The sequence below is a fragment of the Bacillus sp. J14TS2 genome, assembly GCF_018333015.1.
In the GTDB taxonomy this organism is placed as follows: Bacteria; Bacillota; Bacilli; order Bacillales; family Bacillaceae_C; genus Lederbergia.
On the sequence record NZ_BORE01000009.1, the window covers coordinates 1 to 21,457 of the forward strand.

Annotated in this window: 17 protein-coding genes; 1 reads left to right on the forward strand and 16 read right to left on the reverse strand. The window is 39.1% G+C overall.

What is annotated here, in order from left to right; translation table 11 throughout:
• On the forward strand, positions 1-890 hold an 890-nt coding region (locus tag KI375_RS14525; RefSeq protein WP_212974202.1), incomplete at its 5' end, for a transposase.
• Between the two features lie 153 nt (positions 891-1,043).
• On the opposite strand, the gene KI375_RS14530 is transcribed toward KI375_RS14525, so the two are convergent.
• The 16 genes from KI375_RS14530 to KI375_RS14605 form a co-directional block, all read right to left on the reverse strand.
• Positions 1,044-2,285 carry an alpha-L-fucosidase gene (locus KI375_RS14530; protein WP_244852658.1) on the reverse strand — a complete coding sequence of 414 codons (1,242 nt, stop codon included), beginning with the start codon at positions 2,283-2,285 and terminating at the stop codon, positions 1,044-1,046.
• A gap of 166 nt (positions 2,286-2,451) precedes the next feature.
• On the reverse strand, positions 2,452-4,068 hold the full coding sequence (locus KI375_RS14535) for an ABC transporter substrate-binding protein (protein WP_212974394.1): 1,617 nt from the start codon (positions 4,066-4,068) through the stop codon (positions 2,452-2,454).
• A 208-nt stretch (positions 4,069-4,276) separates the two neighbouring features.
• Positions 4,277-5,179, reverse strand: a complete 903-nt coding sequence (locus KI375_RS14540) for a carbohydrate ABC transporter permease (protein WP_212974203.1) — start codon at positions 5,177-5,179, stop codon at positions 4,277-4,279.
• A 12-nt stretch (positions 5,180-5,191) separates the two neighbouring features.
• Positions 5,192-6,157 carry an ABC transporter permease gene (locus tag KI375_RS14545; protein WP_212974204.1) on the reverse strand — a complete coding sequence of 322 codons (966 nt, stop codon included), beginning with the start codon at positions 6,155-6,157 and terminating at the stop codon, positions 5,192-5,194.
• Between the two features lie 244 nt (positions 6,158-6,401).
• Positions 6,402-8,603 (reverse strand): helix-turn-helix domain-containing protein, encoded by a 2,202-nt coding sequence (locus KI375_RS14550; RefSeq protein ID WP_212974205.1) that lies wholly within the window; start codon positions 8,601-8,603, stop codon positions 6,402-6,404.
• A gap of 393 nt (positions 8,604-8,996) precedes the next feature.
• The gene (gene fucU / locus KI375_RS14555) at positions 8,997-9,428 is read right to left on the reverse strand and encodes an L-fucose mutarotase (RefSeq protein ID WP_212974206.1); all 432 of its coding nucleotides are present in this window, start codon (positions 9,426-9,428) and stop codon (positions 8,997-8,999) included.
• A gap of 19 nt (positions 9,429-9,447) precedes the next feature.
• On the reverse strand, positions 9,448-10,341 hold the full coding sequence (locus KI375_RS14560) for a fumarylacetoacetate hydrolase family protein (protein WP_212974207.1): 894 nt from the start codon (positions 10,339-10,341) through the stop codon (positions 9,448-9,450).
• Positions 10,342-10,365: 24 nt separating this feature from the next.
• Positions 10,366-11,139, reverse strand: coding sequence for an SDR family NAD(P)-dependent oxidoreductase (locus tag KI375_RS14565; protein WP_212974208.1), 774 nt, complete (start codon positions 11,137-11,139; stop codon positions 10,366-10,368).
• Position 11,140: 1 nt separating this feature from the next.
• Positions 11,141-11,950 (reverse strand): SDR family NAD(P)-dependent oxidoreductase, encoded by an 810-nt coding sequence (locus KI375_RS14570; protein ID WP_212974209.1) that lies wholly within the window; start codon positions 11,948-11,950, stop codon positions 11,141-11,143.
• Between the two features lie 27 nt (positions 11,951-11,977).
• Positions 11,978-13,138 (reverse strand): UxaA family hydrolase, encoded by a 1,161-nt coding sequence (locus KI375_RS14575; protein WP_212974210.1) that lies wholly within the window; start codon positions 13,136-13,138, stop codon positions 11,978-11,980.
• Positions 13,125-13,463 carry a UxaA family hydrolase gene (locus tag KI375_RS14580; protein ID WP_212974211.1) on the reverse strand — a complete coding sequence of 113 codons (339 nt, stop codon included), beginning with the start codon at positions 13,461-13,463 and terminating at the stop codon, positions 13,125-13,127. Before KI375_RS14580 ends, KI375_RS14575 begins: the two co-directional genes overlap by 14 nt.
• A 145-nt stretch (positions 13,464-13,608) precedes the next feature.
• Entirely contained in the window at positions 13,609-16,020 is a 2,412-nt protein-coding gene (locus tag KI375_RS14585) for a PDZ domain-containing protein (RefSeq protein ID WP_212974212.1), read from the reverse strand.
• A 148-nt stretch (positions 16,021-16,168) separates the two neighbouring features.
• Positions 16,169-17,179: an extracellular solute-binding protein gene (locus tag KI375_RS14590; protein ID WP_212974213.1), complete on the reverse strand. Its 1,011-nt coding sequence runs from the start codon at positions 17,177-17,179 to the stop codon at positions 16,169-16,171.
• A 27-nt stretch (positions 17,180-17,206) separates the two neighbouring features.
• Positions 17,207-17,497: a hypothetical protein gene (locus KI375_RS14595; RefSeq protein WP_212974214.1), complete on the reverse strand. Its 291-nt coding sequence runs from the start codon at positions 17,495-17,497 to the stop codon at positions 17,207-17,209.
• Between the two features lie 101 nt (positions 17,498-17,598).
• Entirely contained in the window at positions 17,599-18,891 is a 1,293-nt protein-coding gene (locus KI375_RS14600) for an alpha-L-fucosidase (protein ID WP_212974215.1), read from the reverse strand.
• Positions 18,892-18,973: 82 nt separating this feature from the next.
• Positions 18,974-21,262, reverse strand: coding sequence for a glycoside hydrolase family 95 protein (locus KI375_RS14605; RefSeq protein WP_212974216.1), 2,289 nt, complete (start codon positions 21,260-21,262; stop codon positions 18,974-18,976).
• Positions 21,263-21,457 lie beyond the last annotated feature (195 nt).

Here is a 21,457-nt window from a genome sequence, read left to right on the forward strand (position 1 = left end):
CGGATAAGTTGGAAGATGAGATGATATACTGCCAAAAACTAATGGATGTGATTGAAAATGAGGAAACGATTTCCGAATATCCAAAAGTAAAAGAGAAGTTAAACCTATTAAAGGAAACCGTAAATGACGACATCGAACATTTACGAATCTCTGAAGATCAAGATGCGAAAATTGGCCATAAAACGAAAGATACATCCTTTTTCGGCTATAAAACACATCTGGCGATGAGTGAGGAAAGAATCATCACGGCGGCTACGCTTACCACAGGTGAGAAAAATGATGGAAAACAATTAGAAACACTGATTGAAAAAAGTATGGAAGCTGGCATGGATGTAGAAACCGTTATTGGAGATGCAGCTTATTCTGAAAAGGGGAATATTGAATACACCAGTGAAAAGGAAATGGAGTTAGTAGCCAAATTAAATCCTTCCGTAACCCAGGGCTATCGAAAAAAAGAAGATGAATTTGAGTTTAATAAAGATGCGGGAATGTATGTCTGTAAAGCAGGACATATGGCGATACGGAAAGCACGCCAAGGGAAGAAAAGTGTATCCACGAACCAAACAGATACATACTATTTTGACGTTGAAAAATGTAAAGTTTGTCCATTCAGAGAAGGTTGTTACAAACCTGGAGCTAAAAGCAAAAGCTATTCCGTAAGCATTAAATCAGATGAGCATAGCGAGCAGATGAAATTCCAGGAAACAGATTATTTTAAAGAAAAGTCCAAAGAACGCTATAAAATTGAAGCGAAAAATAGCGAATTAAAGCATAGACACGGGTATGAAGTATCAAAATCCTCGGGTCTAGTTGGCATGGAAATGCAAGGAGCCATGGCAATATTCACCGTGAATCTAAAACGAATCATGAAACTAATGGGTCAAAAATAAGCAAAATAGAATACATAAATCCATAAAAAGGCGTCTCTACATTTCAAAAAATGAAATAGAGTCGCCTTTTTCATTATAAATTTTTAGTTTTACTGAAAAATCATAAGATTTTCAGTGGCCTCAGCGTGAGCACGGGTCTTTTTACATACATCTTCATTCTCTCTTAGCATAGTAGATTGAAATTTCCGAAATAACTGCTGGGGCCACTGCTTCTATTACATTCAACTTTAATTTTTTCGTTCTAATAGACGGAATTTCTTTAATATGTCGATGACCAATAGCTGTTCCCTCTGCAATTGTTTGCCACTCTCCATCGACCAATGCCTCTACCGCAAACTTTCTGACTCGTTCACCAAAGGATATATCTTCTCTCAAAACAATATGATCGATTTCGGTTTCCTTGTCTAAATCTAATTCTATTTCATTGCCAGTTCCTGATGTTACAGCGAGTGGTTGAGAAAATCTCTTGTTAATTTCCTCCGCAAATTCTAGTAATCGATTGGCATCTACTTCTGGAATAAGGCCGCGATTATCAGGGGATACATTTAATAATAAGTTGGTCCCATGGCCAACAGATCGATAATAAATATTCATTAATTCCTCTAACGATAACAGGCTCTCTTCATCATTTGGATGCCAAAACCAATGGCGTTTGCGAATTGGAACATCACATTCAGCAGGCAGCCACTCAGGAGTGCCAGGGAGCCAGGTGGCTCGATCATTAGAAAACATACTGATTTTAGCTACGCTTTCTGTATTCCAACAAGGGTATGGCGCTACGCCATCTTCATTTCCGACCCAGCGAATCGTTGGTCGTCCCATATTAAAAATCATCGCATTCGGATGATGCTTCTTAACAATGCCAATGATTCGTTCCCAATCATACACTCTGCCTTCTGACCCAGCTCCATCAAACCAAACTTCACCTAAGGGGCCATATTGAGTCATCAGTTCTGTTAATTGCTCACAATAGAAATTATCATAAGCTTCAGGGTCATCATAACAAGAAGCATTTCGATCCCACGGAGATACATAGATTCCAAAATGCATCCCTTCTTCTCTACAGGCATCAGCACATTCTCTAACGACGTCCCCTTTGCCATCTTTCCAGGGACTTGATTTAACTGAATAATCCGTTGTCTTGGTTGGCCATAAGCAAAAGCCATCATGATGCTTAGCTGTCAAAATAAAATATTTAAATCCAGCTTTTTTTGCTAACTTTACCCACTGTGTGGCATCCAATTCAGTGGGATTGAATAATTCAGGAGAATCATTCCCCTCACCCCACTCCTGATCACAAAAGGTGTTCATTCCAAAGTGGCAAAACATTCCAAGATCGAGATTTTGCCAGAAAACTTGAGGAATGGAAGGCAATGGTAATTTGCTTGTTTGCAAGAAAATCGACTCCTCTACGAAAAATATCGTTTGCTTGAATTTCTATTTTTATGAAAGCTCTTACACTAAAATTATAGTTTGTTATCGGTAAAATTACAATTAGCAGCACTACCAGCAGTTATACAGGAATGCTGGCAGCACCAAGGTTATGCAATTCGTATATCTATTATCTATCATAGGCCTCTTGGTAGATTTCCAGATAGCGATCTAGTTGCAAACCTTCAAAGCCTTTTAGGTATGCATCCCAATCCTTTTCAAGGTTCTTATCGCCTGTTACAAACTGAGCCAAATTTGTTTCAATATAATCTGCAATCGTTGTTTTTAACTGAGCTGCTTCACTTGAGTCTTCCAAATTAATAAATATACCACTTGGATAGTTTTCTGTTGTTGCATATGGCTCGTAATTATTTTTTGTTTCTTGATGCAAACGAGTGCCGTAGCCATCTTCAGCTAAAGGATCCTCTGGTGCTGTAAAGGATGCTCGGTATTCAAAAGTCCGCAAAGAAGGGCCTAATTGCTCCCAGCCATCATTATGAGTTTGACCGCCCTCGACTGGAAGTTGAGTATATTTTGCTTGTTCTCCATCATAGTCAAGCTCCCCTTCTTCCGCCTTACGCCATCCTTTGCCTTCAGGTCCATATTCTTGTAAAAGAATCGCTTCTTCCGTAAAAAGGAAATCAACAAGTCTGATCGCGGCAATTTGTTGTTCCTCTGTTGCCTTATTGGTTAAAGCAAATTGCCCGTTGGCCACACTTGCTTCAATATTTGCCTGTTGCACCCCTTTAGGGCCTTTTAATGCTGGTACGGTCACATATTCTTTATGACGCGGTGTTTTGTCATCAGGTGATAGAGCATAACTTAATAATGCAGTTGTGACTGAACCCATCACATTCTCGTCGCGATTTGCAAGTTGATTCACAGCATCATTATTTTGAGTAAAGGCGCCCATATCGATCAGTCCTTCTGAATATAACTTGCTCATATATTCTAGACCTTCTCTCCACTCATCTGTATTTGCAGCAAGTGACACTTTATCATCACGAACGATTAAATAGGTATCTCCGTCATTATAAATAAACGGGTCCATCAGATAAACGGCAAAATTCCCGCCCCACATCGTTGCTTCTGTAGCCGCTGTTAAAGGGATTTCATCCGCTTTTCCATTACCATTGGGATCTTCTTCTTTAAAAGCTTTTAATACAGTATATAAATCATCGGTTGTCTCAGGAATCTTAAGGTCTAATACGTCAAGCCAGTCTTTATTGATCCAATATTTATTCGGATAGGAGCAGTGGTAACATTCATTTACTTGGGGAATTGAGTAAATATTGCCATCTGGTGCTGTAATCGATTGTTCCAGATAATCAAGATCTTCCATTGCCTTTTTTATGTTTGGTGCATATTGGTCAATTAAATCATTTAGCGGTAAAAAGACCCCCTGTTCTCCATAGCGCATTTGTTCTTCAGGTGTTAAATTCCCGTGAAGAATGACCTCAGGATAGTCCCCACTTGCGAGCATTAATTGCTTACGGTCATTTAACGCATCTTGTGGAACAAGATCCCATTCAATATGGATATTTGTCTCTTCCTCCAACCATTTGGTATAGGTATTGGTATTCATATTTTCGATTGTTGGATATTGTGGAGCAAACATTTGCAATGTCATGGTTTCATCCACAATAGGCAATTTCCCAACGGGATTAATGGTAATATTTTCTGTACTCTCACTTTTACTTCCATTCTTTCCTGATTCCTTTGACTGACAAGCAGCAAGGAACACCATCACAAATACAATACTTAGAACTATCCATTTTTTCTTTTTCACAAAATGACCCTCCTTTTTTATAAGAAAATGACTAGTACCTATTTAAAGGATGAACGGTTTAGTTCGCTCCGTCTGCACTTCTAATCCTTTGCGTCAAAGCGCCGTTCTGACAAACATCCTGTTGAGTTCCATCCCCCCTTTCAAAAGAGTAAAACCTTATAATCGGCTAGGATTTTAACGAACCAATCATCACTCCTTTGGTAAAATGCTTTTGTACAAATGGGTATATGAGTAAGACTGGAACACTAGCAACAACAATTAATGCATATTTTAGCTGTTCCTTTAATCCTGCCAAGGCCAAAACTTGATCCACATTAGACATCATCGATGGATCAACGGAATTTAATACGAGAATTTCTCGAAGAATGATTTGCAATGGAAATAAATTAGGATCTCTTAGGAAGATCAATGCTTGAAAATAAGCATTCCAATGGCCCACCGCATACATTAAAGTCATAACTGCAATAATTGGCTTCGACAAGGGAATGACAACGCTTGTAATAAAACGCATGTCACTGCAACCATCTATTTCCGCTGCCTCATACAGATCATCTGGTATGGTTGTCTGAAAAAAGGTTCTCGCAATAATCACCTGAAAAACGGCAACCGCACCGGGCAAAATCATCGCCCATGGTGTATTCAGCAGACCAAGAGCTTTGACAACTAAATAATAGGGAATGAGGCCACCGTCGAATAACATAGTGAAGACAAGAACGGCCATTATAAGGCCTCTCCCATAAAAAGTCTTCCGAGAAAGCGGATAGGCAATCATAATCGTTAACACGACATTCACCAGAGTACCGGCGATTGTATACAAAATTGAGTTTCTAAACCCAAGTATGATATTCGGGTTGTCAAAAACCGCTTTATAACCTGCAAGCGAAAAGTCGACTGGAAACAGCCAGACCTTTCCTGCGACCACGGCACTTGGGTGACTAAAGGAAGAACTGAGAATGTTCATTAAAGGCAGTAATATAATCAGTAATACTAGTATTAAAAAAGTGTAAATCCCTGTTAAAAATACACGATCGCCAAATGATTCACGTACTTTACTTGTTTTCTTAGTCATTTTTTCACCTCTTTACCACAGACTGTTATTAGATATTCTTTTTGCTAGAAAATTGACGAACACAAGTAAAATCAAATTAATGATCGAATTGAATAATCCCACTGCTGCTGAAAAACTAAAATTTGATTCAATTAACCCGACTTTATACACATAAGTAGAAATAACTTCTGATGTTGGGACATTCAATGGGTTTTGCATTAAGTAAATTTTCTCGAAACCAATCGCCATCATATTACCAACATTTAATATCAACATGATAACGGTCACTGGCAAAATACTAGGGATATCAATATTCAATATTTTCTGCCATCTGGAAGCACCATCTATTTTTGCCGCTTCATATAACTCAGGATTAACACCTGCTAGTGCAGCCAAATAGATAATCGCTCCATATCCTGTTTGTTGCCAAACATCTGAGAAAACGTAAATCGTCTTAAATAGTCCCGGTTCCCCCATAAAGTTTCTTGGAGACACTCCAAACAATCCTAGAATGCTATTCACAATGCCAGTATTTGGAGATAACGCCACAATAATGATCGAAACCATAATAACCGTTGAAATAAAGTATGGTGCATATGTGACCATCTGCACAGATCGTTTAAATAAGCCTTGGCGTACCTCGTTTAAGGCAAGTGCTAATATGATCGGTGCAGGAAAACCGATAGCAAGACCATAAAGACTAATCCCAAGTGTATTTTTAATAATATCCCAGAAGATGGGTAGATGAAAAAATTGAGTAAAATGTTTAAATCCAACCCAATCACTCCCCCAGATCCCTTTCACCACATTGTAATCTTTAAAAGCGATCACACTTCCAAACATAGGTACATATTTAAATGTAATTAAAAATGATAGAGGAATTAATACTAATAAATAGAGTTGCCAATGTTTTTTTACTAACTTCCAATTTCTTGCTCTTTTTTTCTTAGTAAGAAGATGATGCGGATTTTTATCGATAACAGCTTTCCCAGTTGACATTCCATCCTCTCCTTTCCGTCATTTATGTAAGGGATTACATGTATCATAGCGACAGACAACAAAATCTGACAACAAGCAAATTTCTTTCGGTTATCCTTTTTCGCATTCCGCTTATCTACAGCGATGAAAGGTAATAAACATAACCATTTTCTCCATGATTCTTTTTTCACCCTCTGCAAATGTCCTGAAAAAGCTAGGTACTCTCCTTCGAAATGGTTGAAGAGGAGATACCTAGCATAATAAATTACGATTCATCCGTTTTTTTGTGCAATTTTCTATATTCTCCTGGTGAAATTCCATATACTTTTCGGAAAACTCTTGTAAATGAATTGGGACTGATATAGCCAACCTGCTTACTGATTTCTACTATTGGTTGATCAGATGTCTTCAATAACTCTTCTGCATGTTCCATCCGAATTCTCGTTAAAAAATCGACAAATTTTTCACCAAAATGCTCCTTGAAGAGTTTGCTAATATATTTTCCTTTTAAATCAAAGACTTCACTTAAATGATCAAGAGATAGATTAACTTCCTTATAATGACTTTCAATATACTGTTTAATCTCCAGCAACACCTCATCATAGCTCTTTGTTTGTCTTTGAGAAATAATTTGTTTGAACATCTCGTCTAATATCGTAAACATGTTTTCTTTCAATTCTTCTACTGTATCAAACTGTTCCAGCTGATCGGCTAGTCGGGAAACGGCATGCTCGCTCCACAATTCTTGAATTTCTTGTGGGAACAAATGTCTCTCCCGTTCCAAATGAAAAATGAAAAAGTTAATAATATGGATAATTTCTTCTTTCCGCAGTTTCGCTTGACTAATTTGTTCAAAAAGCTCATGATATTTTTCACGCCAACTCGGATCACTTAAGCGATAAGCAAACACAGTCTCTTGAGCAAGCTTTAAATAACGGTAAACATCTACTTCTGTTAATGTTATTTCTTCGTATTGGATGGTTTGGTTCAAGCCAAGTGTAGCTTTGTAGGCAAGTGCTCCCGTTGCTTCATCAAATGCTTTACGTATTTCTTCTGGAATTGTAATCAGCCTACTAAATCCGAGTGTAACGGTAAAAGGCAATTGATCAGATATCACTTGTTTGAAGTGGGTAAAGTAATGATACGGATCGATCTCCTCAGACATTTGCACAATCCCAACGAAACGATACTCATTCGCCCAGCCACACCAAAGAACGGGCATTGAATCATGGTCCATTTCACTTGCTCTCTTTTCCATCATAGCCTTCACTTGAAGGAGTTTTTCTGCTCCCAATTCTTGCTTCCATTGACCATACTGATCAATTTCTAAAAGAAACACGATCGATGGGGAGAATATTGGCGATAATTCCATTTTCTCCATCTCTTTCTCCCAATCTGGAAATCCATCCTTCCCCATTAAAATTTGCTCGAATCCATATTTCCTGCGCAGCAATAGAACCTCATCTTCAACCTCATGATAGCGATTTGATTGCTCTAACATTTGATCAAAGGTGTGGGCAATCAGGGTAAATTCATTTCTTTGCGAAGGAATAAGCGGCTCTTTTAATACCCCACCATTAATCTTTCTTACTAGTTGTTCCAACGGCTTGTACGCTTTTTTCGTTATGTAAATAATCCAGATAACACCCGTCAAAACAACAAAAATAGATACAATAATCCATAATAATCGAACAGATTCTATAACTCTAGTCAAATTGCTTTTAGAAAACCCACTTTCTATTGTCCACCCCGTATAATCTGATATGAAGCGCGTAAGAATCCGATCATCTACCGGATGAACATCTTCATTCAAAAGCTCCGTTCCACTTCTATCAGTCAGACGAACAAAGCTTACTTCTGGATCATACATTTCCTGAATCCCCTTTTTTAGCTCGTTTACACTCACGTTCACCACGATAAACCCTTTGGCTTTTCCGTGAAAAGGAACAGGCCGTTTCAAGGATACAACTGCTTTTTTATCTTGTTTTGGGAATTCCTGGAAAAGGCGTTGGTCCGTCCAATGAGATGAATGTCCAGTGGAAGTGGTTTTAATAAAGGAATGGTCTCCATAATCCAATACTTTCGTCACCGTACTAAGACTCAAAACGGTTTCATCATGATCACGAACTAAATAAGCAGAATCAATCATTGGATAATTTATGGTTAACTCTTGCAATGCCTTATATGCTTCAAGATTTCTAGGTACATCAGCTATATCTTCTCCCTCTAAAAACGATTTAAAGCTTTTATTGATCAAAGATTCTCTTAGTATCCGCTGATCGATCTCTTTCAAACTACGATCGACATAGCGATACGCTTGTCCAGCTAATGACTCGTTTATATTTAGAGCTTCCTGCTTACTCTGTTCATTTAAGACTTGAAAGAAAATAAAGAATAAAACAAGGATAATAATAAAAAAGACAGGTGTATACGCGAATAACATTTGGCGAAACCAATTACGCTTCATACATTTTCCCCTCTCCAAAATAAAATCAGAGCATTACAATGATTTCAGCAAATCCTTACCATAGACAAGAATGAATAGCATGTCTTTCCAATTTGGAGCATTCGAAGGCGTATGATCCATATAGATCGGGGCTTTCATCAGTAGGTTGAAGGTTATGACGAATTGGCATATCTTAAGAAAAGCAAAAGCGCCCGTTTAGCGATGGACAAACTTTTTAAGCTTCTAACGAGATAAATGATACACGGCGAAGTATGAGCCGATGTTGACTTATCGTAAGAAGAAGCTAAAAGTTTGCTAGTCGCTGGGCGCTGGAGCTAGACACTAGCCGAATTTTATACTTTTTTATCTCTAAAAAAATATGGTGTGGAGCCTTTATTTAGGCATTAAATAGCTTTATGTAAGGACACCTTTTTTTAAGATAATATTGGCATATTGAGCCGATTCTCCAGTAGCCACGATTGCATAGGCTTTTTTGGCTCGCTCATAAAATGCGAAGCGATCCACATATTCCATTTGGAGAGAGATAGCTTGTTCTTTTTGGATGAAGGTTTCATAGTTTTCCCAAATCGTAGGTTGAAATTGCTCTCCTTCCACTACATCCATTAATGTCACAGGATGTTCCACATATGTATCAAGAGGGAAGAATTTTAATATCGCTGCTAATAACTCTGGTATCCCACGTCCGTCACAGCGAATAAGATGATGTTGGGCATGGCTAGCAGACGGAAAATTTGCGTCTGCTAGGACAATTTCATCCCCATGCCCCATCTCCATTAATATTTTCATAAGTTCTGGCGAAATAATTGAAGGAATTCCTTTTAACATACAACGTCACACCCGTTCTTTACTTTTCCTCTATATAATAATTTGTTATAGCACCTAATTTTTCAATCTCACAAGTAATCACATCACCTGGTTGAATATAGACTTGCTGATCTTCTGGTAAACCTAGAACAACACCTTCAGGGGTTCCTGTCAAAATAACATCTCCAGGTTCTAGTGTTAGATATTGCGAGAGATAGCTGACGATTTCCGAGCAGTTGAAAATCATATCTGATGTATTGGAATCCTGTCTGACTTCCCCATTAACGGTTGTTTTTAAATTTAGATCATCAGGGTTACCCACTTCATCTGCTGTCACAAGATAAGGTCCTAATGGACTAAATTTATCACCAATTTTTCCAAGCATCCATTGCTGTGTTCTCATTTGCAAATCGCGGGCAGATAAATCATTCGCTGCGCTATAGCCAAATACATAATCAAGCGCATCTGATTCCTTTATGTTCTTTGCTTTTTTTCCAATTACAATGGCAAGTTCTACCTCATAATCTAGCTTTTCCGTCACTTTTGGTACAGGAATCTCGCTTTTATGACCTGTTAGTGTATTATCGAATTTATTAAAGAGAATGGGAACTTCTGGATAAGGCGCATTTGTTTCATCTGCATGTTTGCGATAATTTAAACCCACACAGATGATTTTATGCGGCCTTGTGACACTTGGTCCCCATACAAGATTTTCAGAATCTACATATACAGTCGTGTTTGTCTCTTCTGCCTGCTCCAGTAGACTTGCCAATTGCTTAGTTGCCTTCTCCCCTCCAGCAATGACAGACATAATATCTGTTTCCACATCTGAGTTACCCGTTTTCTCTGCTGTTGCTTGAACATCGATAATGCCTTTATCTGTTTGAACACCTAATTTATGTACCTCTTGGACTTCATATGTTAATAGTTTCATGGTCAGTATCTCCTTTTCTATTTGTTATGCATCTTTCCCAAATACAACGCCGCCATCAATATATAGTGGGGAGCCCATCATAAACTTCGCTTCATCTGAAGCTAAAAATAGGGCAGCATTAGCGACATCTTCAGGCTTTCCAAGATCACCACTTAGTTGCCGGCCTTTAATACTATTAATCGCTTCCTCAGGATCATCATACGAATTTTTCAAATAGTTCTCCACAAAAGGTGTGTAAATGGTACCAGGAAGTAAAGCATTTACACGAATATTATAGGGAGCATAATCCACTTGCATCGACTTTGTTAAGGATAACACCGCCCCTTTAGAAGCACCGTATAAAGCACGCTTTGCTAATCCCATTTCAGCTACACAAGAAGACATATTAATAATGCAACCGCTCTGCTGTTCAATCATATGAGGAGCGACGTACTTGCAGCCTAAATAAACGCCCTTTACATTGACATTCATTACCTTATCCCAGACATCTGGTTCTACTTCATCGACACGGCCAACATTACTAATGCCAGCGTTATTAAAAAGAATATCGATCTTTTTATGTTCTTTGATTACATAATCTACTAAAGCTTTCACAGATTCTGGCTTTGTCACATCTGCTTCAAAAAACGAGGCTTCCCCCCCTTTTTGTTTAATTTCCTGTACAGTTTGTTGGCCATGCTCTGGATTGACATCATTGACGATGACATGAGCTCCTTCTTCTGCAAAACGAAGAGCGGTTGCTTTTCCAATTCCACTGCCTGATCCTGTAATAATCGCCACTTTATCAGCTAATCTCATTTTATAACCCCCTTTCTTCCTGCATATGATCCTCCGGTTGCGCTGCTTTCACTGTCAATCCTCCGTCTACCATTAATAAATGACCATTAATTTGCATTGCCTCATCTGATGCTAAAAAGACAACCGCATCACCAATCTGCTTTTCGGTCCCCAAGCGTTTCATTGGATTTGCTTGAATTTCTTGCTCCCGAATCGCAGGATCTTCTAAATAATCGTGACACATATCCGTATCGACTGTACTAGGACCAACTGCATTTACATTGATATGATGTCTTCCAAGCTCAATCGCCAATGCTTTTGTGAGCTGATTTGCAGCTGCTTTGGAAGAGATATAATGCGGGATAACTGGACTTGTCACAAGCACACTAGCTGTAGAGGCAATATTAATAATTTTGCCGTATTTATTTTTCATCATATTCGGAGCAACACGCTGTGCAGTTAGAAAAATAGATTTTACATTTGTTTGATAGGTTGTATCCCATAATTCCTCTGAAACATTTAGAAACGGTTGAAATGGGGCAATGCCCGCATTATTGACGAGCACCTCTACAGCTCCTAGAGTTTTTTCTACTGCCTCAATCATCTGATCGACCTCTTGTTTGATGCCGACATTTGCTTCCACAACCATGAATTTCCCACTATATGATGCTTGTAACTCCTCTTTTAGAGCGTTTGCTTGTTCAAGATTTTCAACTGACTTGTAGTTGATTGCTACGTCAGCTCCTTCTTCTGCTAGCCTGCGCACAATCGCAGCTCCAATTCCACTACTTCCGCCTGTCACAAGTGCCACACGTTTTTCAAGTCTTTTCATATCTCTGCTCCTTTTTGTTGATCCTCTTTATAAACTAATACCAATACGACTTATACTAAATTCGGCATGCCCTAATATTTCCGCTTTTGTTTGTTCTCCATTTGCAACTCCTAAGATGAAATCATAGATATTTTCCCCGGCTTGATCTAATGTTTCCTTCCCTTGTAAAACAGGGCTTGTATCGATATCAATATTATCAGCCATTCGTTTGGCTGTAAGTTCATTTCCAGTTACTTTGATTACTGGAATAATTGGATTTCCAGTCGGTGTTCCCCTCCCCGTTGTAAACACGACCATATGTACTCCAGCAGCCGCCATTCCAGTTACACATTCGATATCATTTCCCGGGGAATCCATAAAATAATAACCATTGTCAGGGATGTCATCAGCAAATGGAAGAACATCCTTTAATGGTGCATTTCCAGCCTTGCTAATGCACCCAAGCGATTTTTCTTCGATCGAAGATAGTCCTCCAGCTATATTTCCGGGGCTTGGATTCCCGCCACGCATATCAACACCCATGCGCTCAATTTCAGCTTCAAACCCTTCAATCGCCTTATAAAGCTTTTCTATTACGCCCTCACTTACTGCTTTCGCTGCAACAAGATGCTCAGCTCCAATAATTTCAGTTGTTTCCCCCATGATGATCGTTCCACCATTAGCTAAAAGCATATCAGACGTTTTTCCAAGTGCTGGGTTACTACATAGTCCGGAGGTGAAATCAGACCCTCCACATTTTACTCCAACAATTAATTCAGAGACCGGTACATCTTCTGTGGGTATTTCTTGAATGGCACCTACTAATTTCTTTGCTTCAGTAATCCCCTTTTGAATGGTTTTAATGGAACCGCCTTCAGTTTGGATATCAATCCAGACAACAGGTTTTCCTGTTTCCTCAATTTCCGCTTTGACTTCTTTAGCATCGATTACCTCACAACCAAGACTAACAATTAAAACTGCTCCAACATTGGGATTCTTCCCCATTCCCACCAAGACTTTATGTGTTCTTTCTTTATCATCTCCTACCTGACTACAGCCGTGCTGGTGCGGAATTGCGACTGAATCCGAAACTTGCTGTTGAATTCTTGCACATACCTGATTCGCACAAACAACAGTCGGTAAAATCAGTAGGTGATTACGGATTCCAATTTTTCCATTTTCTCGCCGATAGCCTTTAAACGTTTGCATGTTTTTGCGCCTCCTTACTCTTTTTATCTCCTCTACCTCTAATGCCTTCAATATTATGAATATGAACATGTTCGCCCACTTGTATTTGCATGGTAGCTGCTCCGATCACTTCACCATATTTGAGCACTTCTTGCCCTTTCTGAATTGGTAAAATGGCTACTTTATGACCAAAATCCACATCATTTTTCAATTCTATTTGTTGCTCATTATCCTTTTGGATGTATGTTAACGTCTCCCCTTTTTTAATATCTTTTAAAAGGGTTGCAACATTGTCTTTATCGTCCATGACAATGCATGTAATTCCTGATTGAAACGCTTTCTCCATAAAAAAACCTCCCTTTTATCCAGTATTTTTTGTTATCGGTATCATAATCTTAACAAATCATTGGCTTTTATGTCAATTAATTATTTTAAAGGTTAAGCTTATCATCATAATTAACCAGTGTCTTATCGGCTAGTGAAGTATTTCATTATAAATTGTGAGAAACGATTTGAATATCTAGTATTTGTTGGTCTCGGAAAATAGATATTTTGATAGGTTTTTCTCCTTTAGAAATTATATTAAGGTTCAATATATCCTTTAAACTCCCTATCTTATATCCTGCAATTTCAATAATGACATCCTTTTCTTGCAGACCAGCATTTACCAATTCACTCTCTTCCGGGGCTGTTTCGATCCATACACCGATTTCACCTGGAAGACCGAATGCTGATACTTCACCAATACCAGTCACATTTCTGATTTGAACTCCCATCCACTCATAAGTCTCCCCATCACGGGTGCTGGCAGTAAAATCTACGGGTTTTGGTAACTCGGGGGTACGCGCTATTTGGCGATACTCTTCTTTGTAGACACCAAACAGATCCATCGGAAAGTTATTAAATTCTATTTCTAGTGCTGGTGAGTCGTCCACTACTCGATAATCCCCGATATCCGGATTAATAAATTTAGCGTCTCCTATGATCGAGTTCGAATCCCTCTCACTTTGCTGCTGAAGAGAATTTGCTGGTATAACGACATTTTCACCATTTCTATGAAGTAAGTTGTTGTCACATTCTAATCCCCAAGGTTGGGGTACGAGAATCGGTTTGTAAGTCTCAAAGACAATATTATTTCGAAAGATGTCCTGGCTCCCCTTATACCATACATGAGGGTGGAATGAATTATGAACGATAATGTTATTTTCGCATTTTCGATAAAAACCTTCCCTTAGTTTTATCCCGCCACTAAGACAAAGATTATTATAAATATGGTAGTTACTTGACCCATCATCCAAATCGATATCCCAGCCATGGTCACAACGCCAGCGATTATTGCGGATAATGACAGGCTTGATCGTATCTAGTATTGGGAGCTCGCTAGGTTCTGGTTTCTCGTTTGCAAGGTTCAGGTGATTCAGGTCGACATCCTCCAACCCCCAAAAACGGTCACGTCCCCAAGAATTGAAAGAACCGTGATCACCTGTTTCCAACACAGTATCGAATACATCATTACATTCGATTAGATGTCCACCCCATGTTCCATCTGATATATTTATCCCTGCTCTAGGAACCTCGTAGATGCTGCAGTGGCGAATTGTAATGTTCTGTGACATTGAAATTTGAATCGGTGCAGATTGTTTTTCATACCGACCACTCCGATAAATAAGACAATCCTCCACAAGACAATCAGCAGGATATTCATTTGTCAAAGGGCCAGGTGTCTGATCAATATCTTTCAGTTTTTGTCTCTGATTATACTCAAATAGCGGGCTGCGTACAGCTGAAGCCTGTCCAACAAATGCAATTCCATTTGCACCAGCATTAGCAATATGACAACCGCGTACTGAAATCTCACGATTGAAACCGCTGACGAAAATGGCATTTCCACCTAATTGATCTAAAAAGCAGTCTTCCACATGGCAGTTTTTGCTTCCCTCGAAGAATATCGCACCGCCGCGGTAAATTGTCCAATCACTACGAAGCAGCGGTTCGCGGGTATCCATGAAGCTTCTGGATGTATGACGGAAAGTAAATCCCTTAAGCGTAATTCTGCATACAGGCAGTGCCTCGGTTCCAGCGAATTCGATTAAATGGCGTAACTGAGCGGCTTCGACAACTGCATTCTGTAAGTCAGTATCCGCAATTGGATAGACATAAAGAATGTTCTTACGACGATCTAAATACCATTCACCGGGTGCATCTAGTTCTTCAAAAATATTTTCTACGAAACGATATTCATCATGCATGCCAAGCGGGCGATTATTTTGCCAGCCTCCTTCATAAGTCAACTTATCGTTTGGATCTTTGCCGGTTATGAGATAATGATAACCGCCCCACATGTGTTTATGCATCGCATGAATATAGCCATCGCTGGGATCAGACCAACCTGCAATTCTATTTTCATTTAAGCAATCGGAAGAGTAACCGTTATAAATAGATACAGTGGGATCATAATTCGGGTAACGAGCCATCCAATAGCGTTTTTCATTTACGAATAACTCATCTATCTCTATATCTTCAGGAACACTCGCTTGCCATATCCCATCACGAAAATAAGTCCATGCTAATTTTAATGAAGTTCCACCACTAATCACAACGCGTTCATTTTCGAAAGCTTCAAAGAAAATAGGGACTTCATCCGAGCCAGAGTCTTCAGCAGTAAACTGAAGTGGTTCTTTTAAAAAATACGTACCTTCTCGCACATAGACCCTGATTGGAGCTACAGCTTTATGTTTGGCAGCTCGTACCGTATGCTGCGCTTTATCTAAAGTAGCAAATGGCGCATCCTTTGTACCGGGGTTTCTATCATCTCCTAAGCATGAGACAAAGAATGTAACTGCCCCTACGTCTTCCTCACACTGATTACTAGAATTTTCAGAGTAACTAGATGGCATCATCATAGTTTTTTCCTCCTGTCAAACGTAAAAATTAATTTTATCAATGTAAACCGCCTTTTTAACCAAGTATCTTTAAAAGTGTAATTAGAATAGGTTGCATATTTCCAGATCTACTTTATTTTTTGATTTTGATTTTACACAGATAGTGAAATTATTGTGTTGCTTTTGCCTCTTGAATTTTAATTTCCCATTCTTCCTGGGTTCTTCTTAGAAATTCTTGAATGTCTGAACTCTCTTTTAATTTTTCAAAGTCAAACTCGACAAAGCTATCCCAAGGACTTTTTCTTTCTGGTGGGGGTGCAGGTGTATTGACGAACAATGCCGCTACGTTTTTTCCTTCCATGAGTGGATTATCTGCTCCATATTCCTGGTTAGGAACCCCTGTACTTGAAGGCACTGGTGTACCTTTTTTTGAAAGGATTGTTTGATACTCTTCAGACACTCCTTCTATAATAAATTGTAATGCTGCATCCTTATTTTCACTAAAATTATTGATCGCCCAAGGATGTCCACTAGGTTCAGTACCAATTCCAGGTAGATCCTTCCAAACCGGCATAGGAGCTACATCTATTTCCCAGTAATCATTATCATGGTACACTAATACTCCTTGCCAACCGATTTTCATAGCTGTTGTTTTAGCTTCAAAGCCACAACTTTCTTCATCGTTTCCTGGTAAATCATAAAATCTATTCATCAATTCGATATATTGGGTAAATTTTGGTTCCGACGATAATAAAATTTCACCTGTTTCCGGATCTGTTTTATTAACAGAAAGTTGACTTAAAGGTGCGTATTCAAGATCCACCATTTCCAACCCACAATAATATGTTCCACTTCGTTCTCCAGTCAATTTAGGCGCTAAATCCATTAATTCATCCCACGTCATACTTTCATTAGGGTCTGGATATCCTACACCAAATAGATCAAATATTTCCTTATTATAGTATAAGCCAATAACTGTTGTTTCCTGCGGAATACCAACTAGTCTCCGTTCCTTATCTCTAGACCGAACATTGTCAAGTGCAACATCTTGAATATGACTTAAATCAACTCCATAACTCTCGATCATATCATCTAAAGGATAAACCGAGTCTAATTGTTCTAAGGGTTGTTGCCCGGTAAAGGCCAGAAACACATCAGGAATGGTATCATTTGCATACAATTCTTCCAGATTTTCTACTGTTCCATCCTAATCGACATGCTCAATTGTGATATGGGGGAGGTTCTCACTAGCAAAATCTCCAATCCGACCATTAAATGCCTCTTCCCCCCAAGGAGTTGCGACTTTAATTGTCGTGTCCTCGGTAGAAAATTGTTTCTTCACTTCTTTATCCTCGGTATCCACATTGTTTTCAGATTGTCCATTATTATTTTGTTCCGACTGAGATTGAGTATCGGTGACATCGCTGTTACAAGCGACTAACAAAGATAGAAAAAGCAGAAAAGCCCCAATAAGCAAACATGTTCTTTTAGCCTCCATTATACTCCTCCAAATCTATATATTTAATTTTGTCCCTAACCAAATCGGACTATCAATGATACTGATAACTAAAAAATCTACTCTCCCCCCTCACTATCATTCTATTTTAGTTTGAAGGCGGCAAATTTTTTAATATGCGGTATATCTACTGACTTAGTAACCGTCAATCTGATTCTAGTAACCCCAACTGTACTAAAGGTTTCAATTCTTTTGTGGCCCACAGCCTCACCGGAACAAAGCATTTTCCAGTTACCATCCACTAAACCGTCTATTTGATATTCTCGAATCCGTTCGCCATGGGCTATATCTTCCATAATAACGATCTGATCCAAAATAGTTGGTATCTGAAAATTAATCGTTAAATGATGTCCCACACCACTTGTCTCACTCAAAACATTCTCGAATCGGCTTTTGATCTCTTTTCCAAATTCCCGGAATTGTGAAACATCAGCATCTGGCACTAATCCACGATCATCGACAACCATACCAATGAGTAAATTGCAATTCCGACCAACCGATTTGTAATAGCATTCTACTAATTCATCTGTTGATAATAATAAACCCTCTTCATCTTTATACCAAAACCATTGTTGCTTACGATTCGGAACATCGGCTTCAGCAGGGGCCCAAAGTTTTCCATCTACCATACCACTTCCATATTGGGGTGAAAATTGACCATACTTATCTGCTGTATATTCTGTCGTGCTCCAACAAGGGTATTCCGCAAAGCCATCTTCGTTACCAACCCAGCGAATCAAAGATGCAATTTCCTTTGGCCCCTGAAAACAAATAGCTTGAGGTTGCAGTTTCCTTAAAATAGATGTTACATCTGGTCCCCCTTTTTCGGGTGGCAAGGTACCTCCATCAAACCAAATTTCGAATAATCTTCCATAGTGGGACCATAATTCAGTAACTTGCTGCATGACCATTTGATTATAGCGCTCTTGTTCTTCGGAATCACCAGATGAGACAGTTCCCGGGTTGTCCACTTGAAAATATGCATTGGCCGAAGTACTATAATACAATCCAGGCCGAATATCGTATTTTTCACAGGACTCAATAAAATCCCTGACAATATCTCCCGTTCCTTCACGCCATGGGGAGTTTTTTATGCTGTATTCGTGCGCATGAGTCGGCCATAAACAAAATCCACTACAATGTTTTGCTACAAGAATCGCATATTTTGCTCCCGCCTCCTTTGCTGTTCGAATCCATTGATCTGTGTTTAGATGACTCGGATTAAAGATAGTAGAGTCAGGCTGATATCCCCATTTTCCCCTCCACTGATAGCTTGGTTCAAAAACTTGAATATCATAATGAATCAAAACACCCATCTCAGCATCTGCCCATTGCAATTGTTCTTTAGTTGGCTTACTTAATCGTTTTTGCAGCAAAAAAATGCACAACCTTCCTTCAAAAATTATTAATAGGGCGTTCCTTTTACAAACGAATATAAAATATCGATAAACTTCTTAGTTACGATGGGTGGATGGTGTACACATCACCTTTTATCGCTCTAAATTCAAGAATAGAATCGTGCCACGTAGTGGTTACCATCCTCTCCCCATTACAAACTAAAAGCGGTATATCAGTCCTAATTCTACAAATTCCTTCTACCTTTGATTTGATTTTCGCGGAATGGAATCCCCCGTCTTTCCATATGATGTCGACTTCATATCCTCCCCTGGCTCGCAATCCTCTGACAGACCCATTCAACCATGTTTGAGGCAATGCAGGTAAGAAAACAATTTCTCTGCAATGCGACTGTAGCAGCATTTCAGCTATACCGGCTGTTGCCCCAAAATTACCGTCAATTTGGAAAGGTGGGTGTGCATCAAATAGGTTCGAGTAAATCGAAGTTGTCAAAAGTTGACGAACGTTTTGATACGCCTTTTCCCCTTCACGTAACCGCGCCCAAAAATTGATGATCCAAGCACGACTCCAACCTGTGTGGCCGCCACCATTTGAAAGTCTCCCTTCTAGAGTTTGTATAGCAGCGTTAGCCAATCTAGGAGTATGAATGGGATGGATTTCTTCCCCTGGATGTAAGGCGAACAAATGAGAGATATGGCGATGACCTGAATCCACTTCTTCATAATCCTTGAGCCACTCCATAATCTGACCAAGTTGCCCAATCTCCGTTTTCGGCAATCGCTTGATCGCCTTTTCTATTTCCAACATAAAATCATCATCGTTCTCTAAAATCTTCCCAGCTTCATGGATAGCCGTGAATAAAAATTGTAGGATTTGGTTATCCATAGCAGGCCCCATACAAAGATTTCCTTTGGTTCCATTTGGAAGTTTAAACGTATTCTCAGGAGAAATGGACGGGCCTGTCACTAGCTGACCATTCTCATCCTCAACAAGATAGTCCAAGAAAAATTCAGCTGCTTCTTTCATAACAGGATAGGCACGATTACGAAGGAAACCTTCATCTTGTCCAAATCGATAATGCTCCCATAGATGTAAAGATAACCATGCCGCGCCCATTGGCCAAATCGAGGCAGATAAAGGGATCCCTTCTATATGCGTTTCTCCCCACAGATTCGTATTATGATGGGCTACAAATCCGCGACATCCATATAACTCTTTTGCTGTCGATATTCCTTTTTCTCTCATTCTTTCAATTAAATCAAAAAGTGGTTGATGACACTCAGCTAAGTTACATATCTCTGCAGGCCAGTAGTTCATCTGGGTATTAATATTAAGCGTATATTTTGATTCCCATGGAGGAGTGAATTGATCATTCCAGATTCCTTGTAAATTGGCGGGCAAACTACCCGGTCTTGAACATGAAATAAGTAAATAGCGACCGTATTGAAAAAAGAGAGACTCTAAATCTACATCTTCTTCTCCCTCTTGATAACGTTTGATGCGAAGATCTGTTGGTAATGAACATAGCTCTTCTTTTTCTCCATTTGCAAGATCCAGATGAACCCGTGCGAATTTTTCATGATATTCTTTTATATGTGCTTCTTTTAGTTCGTCATACGTTTGTATAGATGCGTCTCCTACTTGCTCCAGACAAACCCGTTCAGGATCTTGATAACGAAAAGTGGTTGCAGTACTTAGAAAAAGGGTTACCGCATCTGCGTTTTCAACTGAGATCGAGTCCCCGATCGTTTGAACCTTTCCTCCTTCATTTACTGCCTTGATAGCCGTACGAAATTCCACACCATCTCGCCCGCACTCCCCCTCCATAAGTAGAATATTTGGAGATATAGCTCTACTCCCTAGATCAAATGGACGGCGCATCATATTCGCACTAAAATTCAAAGCTCCCGGCCTATCACTTATTAAGCGTATGACCACAGTTTCATCCACAGCACTGCTAAAATATTCACGTGAATATTTTACTTTTCCTTCCTTATATTGAACCGTTGTAATAGCTGTCTCTAAATCTAAAATTCTACAATATTCATCCACAGACTCATCATCATGAACAAACCATAAATATAAATCTCCTAGTGGTTGATAAGGATGTAAATATCTTGGCTGAGAAAACAACGCCATTCTCGCTAAATGCTCTGCCTCTTGTTGCTTTTCGGAAAATAGTAATTGCCTGATTTCAGGTAAATACTTTTTGGTATCTGGATTATTGGCGTTTTGCGAACCTCCATACCAAATAGAATCTTCATTTAATTGAATTTTCTCTTGATGGATTCCTCCAAAAATCATTCCTCCTAATCGGCCATTTCCGATAGGGAGAGCTTCTGTCCATTTTTTTGCTGGTTGGTTATACCAAAGTTTTTGATTCGTTTGCAATGTTCAACCTCATTTCAATTGAATTAGAATTTCTTGAAATACGGGCTTCCTAGGAACTCTAAGGGGTGAGATAATTAAATCACTTAGTTTCCAGTTGTAACTTATACTAGGAAGTGACCACTAATACAAAAAATATTAATTTTTTCAAGCTTTACTCTCTTTTTTACATTGGATTCTCTTGGAAATATCTATCAG

What these genes read in the sequence shown, in the direction of transcription:
- KI375_RS14545 (WP_212974204.1), bottom strand. Translation starts at nt 6,157, where the DNA reads ATGTCAACTGGGAAAGCTGTTATCGATAAAAATCCGCATCATCTTCTT.
- KI375_RS14595 (WP_212974214.1), bottom strand. Translation starts at nt 17,497, where the DNA reads ATGGAGGCTAAAAGAACATGTTTGCTTATTGGGGCTTTTCTGCTTTTT.
- KI375_RS14550 (WP_212974205.1), bottom strand. Translation starts at nt 8,603, where the DNA reads ATGAAGCGTAATTGGTTTCGCCAAATGTTATTCGCGTATACACCTGTC.
- KI375_RS14580 (WP_212974211.1), bottom strand. Translation starts at nt 13,463, where the DNA reads ATGGAGAAAGCGTTTCAATCAGGAATTACATGCATTGTCATGGACGAT.
- KI375_RS14570 (WP_212974209.1), bottom strand. Translation starts at nt 11,950, where the DNA reads ATGAAAAGACTTGAAAAACGTGTGGCACTTGTGACAGGCGGAAGTAGT.
- fucU (WP_212974206.1), bottom strand. Translation starts at nt 9,428, where the DNA reads ATGTTAAAAGGAATTCCTTCAATTATTTCGCCAGAACTTATGAAAATA.
- KI375_RS14575 (WP_212974210.1), bottom strand. Translation starts at nt 13,138, where the DNA reads ATGCAAACGTTTAAAGGCTATCGGCGAGAAAATGGAAAAATTGGAATC.
- KI375_RS14585 (WP_212974212.1), bottom strand. Translation starts at nt 16,020, where the DNA reads ATGATGATGCCATCTAGTTACTCTGAAAATTCTAGTAATCAGTGTGAG.
- KI375_RS14540 (WP_212974203.1), bottom strand. Translation starts at nt 5,179, where the DNA reads ATGACTAAGAAAACAAGTAAAGTACGTGAATCATTTGGCGATCGTGTA.
- KI375_RS14535 (WP_212974394.1), bottom strand. Translation starts at nt 4,068, where the DNA reads ATGGTGTTCCTTGCTGCTTGTCAGTCAAAGGAATCAGGAAAGAATGGA.
- KI375_RS14560 (WP_212974207.1), bottom strand. Translation starts at nt 10,341, where the DNA reads ATGAAACTATTAACATATGAAGTCCAAGAGGTACATAAATTAGGTGTT.
- KI375_RS14565 (WP_212974208.1), bottom strand. Translation starts at nt 11,139, where the DNA reads ATGAGATTAGCTGATAAAGTGGCGATTATTACAGGATCAGGCAGTGGA.